General features: G+C 40.2%; 12 protein-coding genes and 3 pseudogenes. All 15 read right to left on the reverse strand.

Translation table 11 applies throughout. The features are described 5' to 3' along the window. A pseudogene (locus GEZ85_RS08875) lies at positions 1–69 on the reverse strand (transposase); the annotation flags it as partial. A 100-nt stretch (positions 70–169) separates the two neighbouring features. Further along, positions 170–631, reverse strand: coding sequence for an ECF transporter S component (locus GEZ85_RS08880; RefSeq protein ID WP_000814989.1), 462 nt, complete (start codon positions 629–631; stop codon positions 170–172). Then, the gene (locus GEZ85_RS08885; protein ID WP_153210078.1) at positions 609–1,382 is read right to left on the reverse strand and encodes a bifunctional hydroxymethylpyrimidine kinase/phosphomethylpyrimidine kinase; all 774 of its coding nucleotides are present in this window, start codon (positions 1,380–1,382) and stop codon (positions 609–611) included. Before GEZ85_RS08885 ends, GEZ85_RS08880 begins: the two co-directional genes overlap by 23 nt. Continuing rightward, positions 1,372–2,121 (reverse strand): tRNA pseudouridine(38-40) synthase TruA, encoded by a 750-nt coding sequence (gene truA, locus GEZ85_RS08890; RefSeq protein ID WP_153210079.1) that lies wholly within the window; start codon positions 2,119–2,121, stop codon positions 1,372–1,374. Before truA ends, GEZ85_RS08885 begins: the two co-directional genes overlap by 11 nt. A gap of 99 nt (positions 2,122–2,220) precedes the next feature. Then, positions 2,221–3,372, reverse strand: coding sequence for an MFS transporter (locus GEZ85_RS08895; protein WP_153210080.1), 1,152 nt, complete (start codon positions 3,370–3,372; stop codon positions 2,221–2,223). Between the two features lie 126 nt (positions 3,373–3,498). After that, entirely contained in the window at positions 3,499–4,128 is a 630-nt protein-coding gene (locus tag GEZ85_RS08900; protein ID WP_153210081.1) for a Pr6Pr family membrane protein, read from the reverse strand. 2 nt (positions 4,129–4,130) lie between these two features. Then, positions 4,131–4,469, reverse strand: coding sequence for a zinc ribbon domain-containing protein YjdM (locus GEZ85_RS08905; protein ID WP_001061596.1), 339 nt, complete (start codon positions 4,467–4,469; stop codon positions 4,131–4,133). 207 nt (positions 4,470–4,676) lie between these two features. Beyond that, on the reverse strand, positions 4,677–5,195 hold the full coding sequence (locus GEZ85_RS08910; RefSeq protein WP_000229886.1) for a Dps family protein: 519 nt from the start codon (positions 5,193–5,195) through the stop codon (positions 4,677–4,679). Between the two features lie 151 nt (positions 5,196–5,346). Next, positions 5,347–5,769 (reverse strand): annotated as a pseudogene (locus GEZ85_RS08915) (ATP-binding cassette domain-containing protein); the annotation flags it as partial. Between the two features lie 63 nt (positions 5,770–5,832). Further along, positions 5,833–6,591 (reverse strand): triose-phosphate isomerase, encoded by a 759-nt coding sequence (gene tpiA / locus GEZ85_RS08920; RefSeq protein ID WP_153210082.1) that lies wholly within the window; start codon positions 6,589–6,591, stop codon positions 5,833–5,835. Between the two features lie 97 nt (positions 6,592–6,688). Further along, positions 6,689–7,366: a DnaD domain-containing protein gene (locus tag GEZ85_RS08925; protein WP_153210083.1), complete on the reverse strand. Its 678-nt coding sequence runs from the start codon at positions 7,364–7,366 to the stop codon at positions 6,689–6,691. Between the two features lie 8 nt (positions 7,367–7,374). After that, the gene (metA, locus tag GEZ85_RS08930) at positions 7,375–8,319 is read right to left on the reverse strand and encodes a homoserine O-acetyltransferase MetA (protein WP_125454987.1); all 945 of its coding nucleotides are present in this window, start codon (positions 8,317–8,319) and stop codon (positions 7,375–7,377) included. A gap of 380 nt (positions 8,320–8,699) precedes the next feature. Next, complete coding sequence (locus GEZ85_RS08935) at positions 8,700–9,212, reverse strand: adenine phosphoribosyltransferase (RefSeq protein ID WP_001049318.1); 513 nt, start codon at positions 9,210–9,212, stop codon at positions 8,700–8,702. A gap of 85 nt (positions 9,213–9,297) precedes the next feature. After that, a pseudogene (locus tag GEZ85_RS08940) lies at positions 9,298–9,993 on the reverse strand (class I SAM-dependent methyltransferase); the annotation flags it as partial. 31 nt (positions 9,994–10,024) lie between these two features. Further along, the coding region (locus tag GEZ85_RS08945; RefSeq protein ID WP_133162783.1) for an IS3 family transposase at positions 10,025–10,120 on the reverse strand (96 nt) is incomplete at its 5' end.

The following is a 10,120-nucleotide window of genomic DNA, read 5'->3' on the forward strand; positions in this document are numbered from 1 at the left end:
CTTCTCTAAGCTATATCCTTGTTTTCTAAGTTCATAGATCTGAACTTTATCATCATAAGTTAATTTCATAATAAAAACACCCCAAAAGTTAGATTTTTTCTGTCTAACTTTTGGGGTGCAGTTCATATTATGCGTTTTTCTTATTTAAAAGACTTTTGACTCAGCCTCTTTACTTAATCTTCTTGATACTTTGACTAAGGATAAATCCTACAATCATCCCTACCATATTTTGCATAAAATTTGGTAAAATTTCTGGTAGGGCTGCAGCCCAGCCATTCATCAATGTAGAACCCAAGGCGTAACCCCCTACCATGGCAATCGTTGCTAAGATAAGGCCTAACCACTGAGTTTTTCCTTTAAATCCTGCGAAAAATCCCTGCAAGCCATGGTTAACCAAGCTAAAGAACATCCACTGAGGATATCCTGATAAGAGGTCAATCAAGAAACCTGCTAGTCCTCCTACTACAGCCCCTTCACGACTACCAAAGTAGAAGGCCGTAAAGAAGACACCCGCATCTAAAAGAGTTAGAATGCCTGTCGGTGTTGGAATTTTTAAGAAATAACCTAGAACCACAGAGAGGGCGGTTAATAGGGATACAAGGGCAATTTTAGTTGTTTTTGTTTGCTTCATATTGTCTTACTCCATACTGATCTGCTTGTGCAATGGCACGGTAAACGAAAGCCTTAGAGCTTTCTACTGCCGGTAAAAGTTCATCACCTTTGACTAGATGACTGGCAATGCTGGAGGCAAAGGTACAACCTGCACCAGCATTTTGCCCTTGGATGACAGGATTTTCTAGGACTGTAAAGTTTTGTCCATCATAAAAGACATCTACAGCCTTGTCCTGACTAAGGCGATTGCCTCCCTTGATAATGACTGCTGACGCTCCTAAGTCATGCAATTTCTGCGCTGCAGCCTTCATATCTTCCAAGGTTTTAATTTCCTGACCAGCTAGTAATTCTGCTTCAGGAAGATTAGGCGTAATCACACTGACATGAGGGAAAAAACGAATCAACTCTTGGCAGAGTTCACTAACTGCTACGTCGTGCGTTTCCTTGCAGACCAAGACAGGATCCAGAACCACAGGCACTCCTGGGCGTTTCTTGATAAAGTCCAATACCTTTTCAGCCACACTAACAGTAGGAAGAAGACCAATCTTAATTCCCCCAAACTCTACATCACGCAAGCTATCTAATTCATGTTGAAAAATGGTATCGTCAGTTGGAAAGACCTCAAATCCTTTTTCTGTCAAGGCTGTCAAGCAAGTCACTGCTACAAACCCATGCAAGCCGTTCAAGGTATAGGTAGCCAAATCAGCTGACAGGCCCCCACCACTAAAAATATCATTTCCTGAAAGTGCTAAAATACGATTATTCTTCATAACGAATCTCCTTTAAATACAAACCATTTGGTGCTGCAGTGGGACCTGCAAGCTGCCTGTCCTTTTTCTCCAAGATGAGGTCAATCTGCTCTACTGGCATACGGTTGTTTCCAATTTTGAGCAGTGTCCCCACCATATTGCGAATCTGCTTATACAAGAAACCATTTCCTGAAAAGGTAAAGGTCAAAAACTGACCTGTCTCATCAACTGTTAAACTAGCTTCTGTAATGGTGCGAACCTTATCCTCTACACTAGTCCCAGATGCTGTAAAGCCGGTGAAATCATGGGTTCCTTCTAGCTTTTTGATTGCAATCTGCATGCGTTCCACATCGAGTGGGTAGGGAAAGTGAGTGGCATAGTGACGGCGCATAGGATTTTTGGGACGTCCCCTATCCACGATAAACTCATAGGTCTTGCTATGTTTTGCATAACGGCAATGAAAATCATCCGCCACAAGCTCAATCGAAATCACATCAATATCTTCAGGAGACTGGGTGTCCAAAGCAAAACGGAGCTTCTCCTCATCCATCTGATAAGGTAGATCAAAATGAATAACCTGTCCCAGGGCATGAACCCCACTATCTGTCCTACCAGCACCGTGAACAGTAATGGCTTGCCCTTTATTTAACCTGGTCAAGGTTTTTTCAATTTCTTCCTGAACGCTACGCGCATGAGGCTGGCGCTGAAAACCAGCAAAGACGTAACCATCATAGGAAATAGTTGCTTTATATCTTGTCATAACTCCTATTTTATCAAGAAATTAGTCTGTAAACAAGGCCCTAAATCAAATAGTGTCTGGGTACAAAAATCCAAAAAAGAAAAACTTAGGAAACCAATCCTAAGCTCTCTTTTGAAGTAGGTACATGACAAAGATAGAGGTTACAATTAACCAAGATCCTAAGATAGCAAAGACCAACATCCCATTGTGAGTTAATAAGCCAATTGCACCTAGAACGAATGGAGTCGTAAAGGCTCCGAAACTACAGCCTAAAACTGCAAATGAGGTTGCTTGATTGAGGAGTTTAGCTGGAATTCGTTCAGAGACAAGTTGAAAGACCGTCGTCAAGGCTACACTGTAGGCAAAACCAGCCAGAATACTCCCTGCCACTACCACCCACAAGGATGGAGACAAGGCAATCACAATTTGCCCTAAGCCAAAGGTAATACCAGACCAGAGGAGCAGTTTCTCTTTAAAGATAGAAATCAGGAAAGAAAAACTAACACCAGCCACAATCCCGATTAACTGCATGACACTAAGAACAAAACTAGATAACTGGGCATCTCCCAGTCCTCTTTCCACCATCAAACTTGGAATACGGATGGTAATAGCTGTATTGGTACAAACTACAACTGCCGCTTCGATAGCTAGGATAAAAATCAAGCCTTTCATTTCTCGAGTTAAGCGACTTACTTCCTTCGCTTTTTTCTTGACTTCTTTCTTTTCTTTTCCATAAGGTACAAAGAGCAGATAAAGGGTCAGTACCAAAAATCCAGCACTATAGGCTAGGAAGGTAGCTGTCCAACCGAAGGCCAACAATTGGCCGACTGCCAAGGTAATGAGAGAAGCCCCAACGACCTCTGCAGAACCGCGTAACCCTAGCATCTGTATTCTCGTTTTCCCTTGATAACGTTCACTGATAATGGAAATGGCCTTGGCATTGATCATCCCAACACCCAAACCAAAAAGAATCCTTGTTCCAAAGACAAAGGGATATGCTTGATACCAGAAGGGAGCCGTTCCACTCAGTGATAAAATCAGCAATCCCAAACTAATCTGTAATCGCTCAGGAAATATTTTTTCTAAGAAACCATTTAGCAGTAACATAATCATGATTCCAAAGGAAGGCAAGCTCGCCAAGAGCTCAATTTGTTCCTTAGGATAGCCTTGATAAAAGTCAAACATAGCTGGCAGGGCACTCGAGATGGAAAAGGATGTAATCAAAACGAGGGAGAGAGCCAAAATACTGGCCCGTTCTAAAAATTGTTTCATGAAATCTCTTTCTATATTTTCTCTTAATCTTCTGTCTCTTTTGATAGTTATCAAACAAGCAAGAAAAGAAGAAGCCTCTTTAGTGTACAGACTCCTTCTTAAACTCGAAAATGAATCCCTTGTGTCTTAGGATGATTTTCTCTTGATTTGCTTGATAAAGTAGAAGATAAATCCTGTCACCATATAGGCAACGAAGATAATCAGACACCACTTGAACACGATATCCCAACCCTTGTTCACATTCAAAAAGAAGTAAGGGAAGGGACTGACCTTAGAATTAGGAACATCAAGTTTCAGTACCAAGCCATTAAAAAGAGCAAAAATCATATACAGCAAGGGTAAAATCGTCCACACAACTGGATCCCAGATTTTATATTGACCCTGTTTGTCAAAAAAGAGGGTATCAGCTAAAAACCAGAGGGGAACGATATAGTGGCAAAGGAAATTTTCTAGAGTATAGAAATTAGTCGCAATAGGCGCTAAGAGGAAATGGTAAATCACACAGGTAATCATGATACTCATGGTGACCCCACCTTTTAAGCGCAAGAGGCTTGACCTTTGCCAGTTTTCACCTAAACGGCTCATAATCTTTAGGAGATAGAGCGTAAAAATCGCGACTAAAAGGTTGGACAGAACCGTATAATAGAGCAACATCCCAAAGCCACCATGCTTGGCGATTTCAAGATAAACTCCCGTAAAAGCCGCTAGAAACAAGAAGATACGGCTATAAAATATAAGTTTGTAGTGTTTTGACATGCTTAAATTTTCTTCACAAACTCTGATTTGAGTTTCATGGCACCAAAACCATCAATTTTACAATCGATATTGTGGTCGCCCTCTACGATGCGGATATTTTTCACGCGCGTCCCTTGTTTCAAATCTTTTGGCGCACCTTTTACTTTCAAGTCCTTGATGAGAGTGACTGTATCACCGTCAGCCAATTTATTTCCGTTGGCATCGATAGCAACAAGGCCCTCTTCTACATCTGCAACTTCAGCAGGATTCCACTCATAAGCACACTCTGGGCAAACCAGTAGGGCACCGTCTTCGTAGACATACTCTGAGTTACATTTTGGGCAATTTGGTAGGTTGTTCATGGTTTCTCCTTATCATCATTCACTATTCTTTGAAAATCAAAATTTCTCGAACAGCAACTATTATACCCTAAAATCAGCATTTTGACAAATGAGTCGCCGGAGGAGTAAAGAAAAAATCATGTAACTTTTTCTGCTACATGATTTTTAAAAGATAGTTTATCATGAGTAGTAATACAGAAACTCATGATAGAAAGGGGTGCATTTATCTTACAAACCGGGAGCTTGTCCAAGTTCTGCCGCAAGCATCCAAACCGTTTTCTCAAGTTCAGCTTTAGCACCAACAAAGATATCGTTTGTCACATCATCACCTTCTTCATCAGTAACATCCAAAGCTTTTTGGAACAGAGTGATGAGATAACGATAAACATCTAGGACACGTTCCAAGCTTTCTTCAACATTACGGTATTCACCAGCTTCTTCTTCGATTTCACTATGTTGAAGGAATTCTGTCAAAGTAGAGAATGGGCTGCCACCAAGTGTAATCAAACGTTCGCTGATTTCGTCAAGATAGCCATCAAGGCTGTCCATGTATTCATCCATTTTTGGATGCCACACAAGAAAACCACGACCGCGCATATACCAGTGTACTTGGTGCAAAGCAACGTGAGCTACGTACAAATCAGCAACAGCTTGGTTCAATACTTCCTTTGTTTTTGCCAATGCTACTGGCGCTACTTTTGTCAATGATGTTACGTCTTTTACTGCTTCTTTTTTCAATTCTACCATTTTATTTTACCTCGTTTATTATTTTTTGTAACCACTTCTTAATGATTACTACCTTAGTATACTACTAAGTAAAACCAATAGCAAGCCAAATGACTCACATGAGAAAAGTTGCAATAGACTGATAATTTAAGAAAAGTCTAAGCAGTTTTGATTAGCTTACTTTATCAGATTTACTTGAAAATTGGCTTTGGTAAAGTTCATAATAAAAGCCTTTTGCTTGGAGTGAGCTTTCGTAATTTCCCTGCTCAATAATCTGTCCATCCTTAGGAACGATAATATTATTTGCTTCTTGAATGGTCGAAAGGCGGTGTGCAATGACAAATCTGGTTCTTCCCTTCATCAACCCTTTCATGACTTTTTGAATCAAGAGTTCCAAATGGGTATGAACAGAGGAAGTCGCTTCATCCAGAATGAGAATTTTAGGATTGGCTAGGAGAGCACGCGCGATGCTCAACAGTTGTTTGCGCCCGAGGGAAATATTGCTTGACTCTTGATTCATCTCCATATTGTAACCACCAGGAAGAGTTAGGATAAAGTGATCTACATTAGCCACTTTAGTAGCAAAAAAGAAAGGACGATATTTGTCCTTTCTCGATTTTAGCCTGTCTTCAACCCAATAATGTTGATAAAGAGTCGATTATTTTACAAAGTCAAGCAAAGCCAAGAAGCTTTCTGCTTCAAGTGACGCACCACCTACAAGGGCACCGTCAACGTCTGGGCAAGACATGTATGAAGCAACGTTTTCAGGTTTAACAGAACCACCGTATTGAACACGAACTTTGTCTGCAACTTCTTGACCGAAGTCAGCAGCTACAACGTCACGAACAACTTTACACATTTTTTGTGCATCGTCTTGTGAAGCTGATTTACCAGTACCGATAGCCCAGATTGGCTCATAAGCGATAACTGATGCAGCAACTTGTTCAGCAGTCAATCCAGCCAATGCAGCAGATACTTGAGCACCTACGAATTCAGCAGCTTTACCAGCTTCGTAAGTTTCAAGTGACTCACCACAACAGATGATTGGAAGCATACCGTTTGCAAAGATTGCTTTTGCTTTTTTGTTGATATCTTCGTCAGTTTCATGGAAGTAGTCACGGCGTTCTGAGTGACCGATAACAACGTAGTCAGTACCGATTTCTTTCAAAACTTGTGGGCTTGTTTCACCAGTGAAAGCACCTGCATTTTCAAAGTAGCAGTTTTGAGCAGCAACTTTAAGGTTTGAACCTTTTGCAGCTGCAAGAACCGTTGTCAAATCAAGAGCTGGAGCTGCGATACCTGCTTCAACAAGATCTGATGAAGGAAGTTTTGATGCAACTGCTTCAACGAATGCTTTAGCTTCTTCTGGATTTTTGTTCATTTTCCAGTTACCAGCGATAAATGGTTTACGTGACATTTCACATACCTCTTTTTTCAATTTATTTTCTATTTATTTTATCACAATTAGACACAGCTTGCAAATCTTACTCGGATTTCAAGCCTGCTTACATGGATTAATCCTTCCAGAGATCCATGGCATTTCGGAAATCTGCCGATACCTGTGTCAACTGAGGATTGCTTGCTTCTCTCTCTGCCCGTTTGGCCTCTATTTGAGCCACACTTTTGATACCTTCATGGCGCCAATTTCTCAAAATCGCCTGAATGTACTTCCAGTTTGATTTTCCATTCAAAACAGCTTCACGAAGAGCTTCCTTAATCAAGTCAGCACTGGTCCCATCTTCCTTTAGTGTCTTGGTCAAATCCTCAATCTCAAAAGGAGTCAACAAGCGCCCTAATTCCTGCTGGAAGGTTTCCACCAAATCTTTGAGCTGGTTTTGAGGTGTCAACTGGTCTGAACTTGAATGAGCAGCTCCAAGCAAATTATCCAAACGTTCCAAAGCCAAACTGGCATCAAAAAGCAATTCTATTTCACCATTCAATTCGATCGTTCGATACTGAAGTAGTCCCCTCTCCGTCAGATTGGAAATAGCCTGATTGACATCCGAAATTTCCTTGCCAATCCTTTCAGCAATCTGGCTTGGCGACATTTCATCCAAACCTGTCGTATTTTGCAAATAGAAAAATTGCCAGACCAGAAAATCGTCGCTAGAAGGAAAGAGTTCCTTAAAATGCAAGAGCAGGGCACTCGGTAAAACCAAGTTCCCTGATTTAAAAGCGTCTAAATATGTCATAATTCCTCTTATAAATACCCAAAAGCAGATGCATCATCTTCTATTTTTCTCCAGTCAAAAGGGGTTTCCTGATAGACTGCATAGTTTACCCAGTTACTGAAAAAGAGGGCTGCTGATGAAGACCAACAAAGACAAGGTGTCTGATTAACATCGTCATCCTTAAAGTAATTTTCTGGAATATGTGGGTCTAAACCTGCGTCACGATCCCTAAAATACTCTTTTGCCAAGGTATCACGGTCATATTCCAAATGCCCAAAACTATAAATTTCTCGTAAATCACGACTGGCCAAAATCGAAATCCCAACCTGAGGTCCTTCTGATAAAATCTCGAGATTGGTTTTGTTTAAGACCTCTTCCTTAGAAATCTCCGTGTGCCGAGAATGAGGGGATACATAGCTATCATCAAAACCTCTAAAGAGAAGGTGACCCTCTTTTAGAGTATCCTGAGGATAAATACCTGATAACTTATTGTCCATCTGGTATTTTTCAACCCCATAACGCAGATAGAGTCCCGCCTGAGCACCCCAACAGATATGAAGGGTCGAATAGACATGAGTCTTAGACCACTCAAGCACCTGGCTAAATTCCTCCCAATAGTCCACTTCCTCAAATGGTAAATGCTCAACTGGAGCACCCGTGATAATCATCCCATCAAAATACTCGTCCTTAACTTCAGGAAAAGTTTTATAAAAGGTCTCCATGTGCTCTGAACGAGTTGTTTTAGAACGGTGGCTTTCCATATAGAGAAAATCAATATCCAGTTGCAGGGGTGTATTCGCCAAATGGCGCAACAACTGGGTTTCTGTGACCATTTTCTGTGGCATGAGATTTAAGATTAAAATCTTCAAGGGACGGATATCTTGGTGGGCCGCACGTTGATCATCCATGACAAAGATGTTCTCTGTCCGTAAAATCTCAACAGCTGGTAATTTTTTATCAATTCGAATCGGCATAACCCTCTCCTAACTGTACTCTTTCAGGAATAATTGCATATGTTTGAAACTCTTCGAAAATCTCTTCAAACCGTGTCAACGTTGCCTTGCCGTAGATATATGTTACTGACTTCGTCAGTTCTATCTGCAACCTCAAAACAGTGTTTTGAGCTGACTTCGTCAGTTTTATCTGCAACCTCAAAGCTGTACTTTGAGCAGCCTGCGGCTAGTTTCCTAGTTTGCTCTTTGATTTTCATTGAGTATGAAACTAAATCTCAAACATCTAGTCCCTTTATTATACTGCAAGAAGATATAGTTTTCAATTATACTTTTTCTCTAACTAGCTATAGTCTACTTTTATATCCTAATGTAGAGAAAACAGCCCTAGGGACTGTTTTTGATTAATAATGCATAAGAACCTTGTAATCGTAGTCACCGATTTTTTCACGGCCGTTCAATTCATCCAATTCAACAAGAAAGGCACAGCCTGCTACAACACCACCAAGTTTTTCAATCATTTCGATAGTTGCCTTAACAGTTCCACCTGTTGCCAAGAGATCATCTACAATAAGAACACGTTGACCTGGCTTAATGGCATCCGCATGCATAGTCAAGGTATCAACCCCGTATTCTTTTTCGTAGTCAGCAGAAATGACTTCGCGTGGTAATTTACCTGGTTTACGAACAGGTGCAAAACCAATTCCTAACTCAAAGGCAACTGGACAGCCCACGATAAAACCACGAGCTTCAGGCCCTACGATCATGTCGATTTTCTTGTCAGTAGCATACTGAACAATTTCACGAACAGCGTAGCTATAAGCATTCCCATCAGCCATCAAAGGACTGATATCACGGAAGGTAATCCCTTCCTTTGGATAATTTTCAATTGTTGCAATGTAATCTTTTAAATTCATCTTTTTCTTTCTTTCAAAGTTTTTACTCTCTATTATAGCATATTTTTTAAGAAAGAAAAAAGGAAAAGTTAACTTCAATGATTATCTAACGATTTGACGATTTATAACTAGCCATCGCAATAAATCCCAAGTTCTTTTTATTCTTATCAAACATTTTATACATAGTTAAAAACTGCTTTCTATTCTCCTTTTTACAAGCATTTACGCAAATTTTCAAAGTTCCTAGCCAACCTTCGTCATAAATCATACCTGATAATTTCATTAATGTCATTTCACCAGTCAATACTTTCACATCACAATAACCTGATTCTATCATCACCTGTTCCCAACCATCTTGAGTTAAAGGACCTACATTTACATGAATTGCTTGTGACAGTTCCTGTCTGACAGACTCTTTAGCTTCCTTAAGAAGCACATCATGTGTCAAGAGAAGACCTTCAGGTTTTAAAACCCTTAGATATTCCATTACACATTTTTTCTTAGCTTGATCGGCTTGCATAGTCAGCATAGCTTCATTTATAACAATATCAAAACTAGCATCTTCATAAGGAAGTTTCATTGCATTTGCTCTTTCAAATCTGATTAGATGCCCAACACCTGCCGTTTCAGCAGATTTTTTAGCCACTTCTAAAGCTTGAGCATCCATATCAACAGCAGTTATCTTACAACCAAAACGCTGTGCCAACTCAATTGCTGTAGTTCCCCTATTACACGCAACCTCTAGTATTCTCTTTTCTTTTGAAAATCCTCCTTCTGCAATTAACCAATCTGTGGCACGTTTTGTACTGACCCCAAAAAGTTAGACAATTAATTTATCCGAAGGATTTAGTTCTGTATTGTACAGGGCTAAGTCCTTTTAGTTTTACCTTAATTCGTTTATTGTTGTAGTAATCAATATAGTCTACAAT

The sequence above is a fragment of the Streptococcus mitis genome (assembly GCF_009496205.1).
GTDB classification, from domain to species: domain Bacteria; phylum Bacillota; class Bacilli; order Lactobacillales; family Streptococcaceae; genus Streptococcus; species Streptococcus mitis_BN.

Excerpts from the sequence above, each read along its gene's own strand:
- GEZ85_RS08910 (WP_000229886.1), bottom strand. The coding sequence starts at position 5,195 with ATGGTAGAATTGAAAAAAGAAGCAGTAAAAGACGTAACATCATTGACA.
- metA (WP_125454987.1), bottom strand. The coding sequence starts at position 8,319 with ATGCCGATTCGAATTGATAAAAAATTACCAGCTGTTGAGATTTTACGG.
- GEZ85_RS08895 (WP_153210080.1), bottom strand. The coding sequence starts at position 3,372 with ATGAAACAATTTTTAGAACGGGCCAGTATTTTGGCTCTCTCCCTCGTT.
- GEZ85_RS08885 (WP_153210078.1), bottom strand. The coding sequence starts at position 1,382 with ATGAAGAATAATCGTATTTTAGCACTTTCAGGAAATGATATTTTTAGT.
- truA (WP_153210079.1), bottom strand. The coding sequence starts at position 2,121 with ATGACAAGATATAAAGCAACTATTTCCTATGATGGTTACGTCTTTGCT.
- GEZ85_RS08925 (WP_153210083.1), bottom strand. The coding sequence starts at position 7,366 with ATGACATATTTAGACGCTTTTAAATCAGGGAACTTGGTTTTACCGAGT.
- tpiA (WP_153210082.1), bottom strand. The coding sequence starts at position 6,591 with ATGTCACGTAAACCATTTATCGCTGGTAACTGGAAAATGAACAAAAAT.
- GEZ85_RS08880 (WP_000814989.1), bottom strand. The coding sequence starts at position 631 with ATGAAGCAAACAAAAACAACTAAAATTGCCCTTGTATCCCTATTAACC.
- GEZ85_RS08935 (WP_001049318.1), bottom strand. The coding sequence starts at position 9,212 with ATGAATTTAAAAGATTACATTGCAACAATTGAAAATTATCCAAAGGAA.
- GEZ85_RS08900 (WP_153210081.1), bottom strand. The coding sequence starts at position 4,128 with ATGTCAAAACACTACAAACTTATATTTTATAGCCGTATCTTCTTGTTT.
- GEZ85_RS08905 (WP_001061596.1), bottom strand. The coding sequence starts at position 4,469 with ATGAACAACCTACCAAATTGCCCAAAATGTAACTCAGAGTATGTCTAC.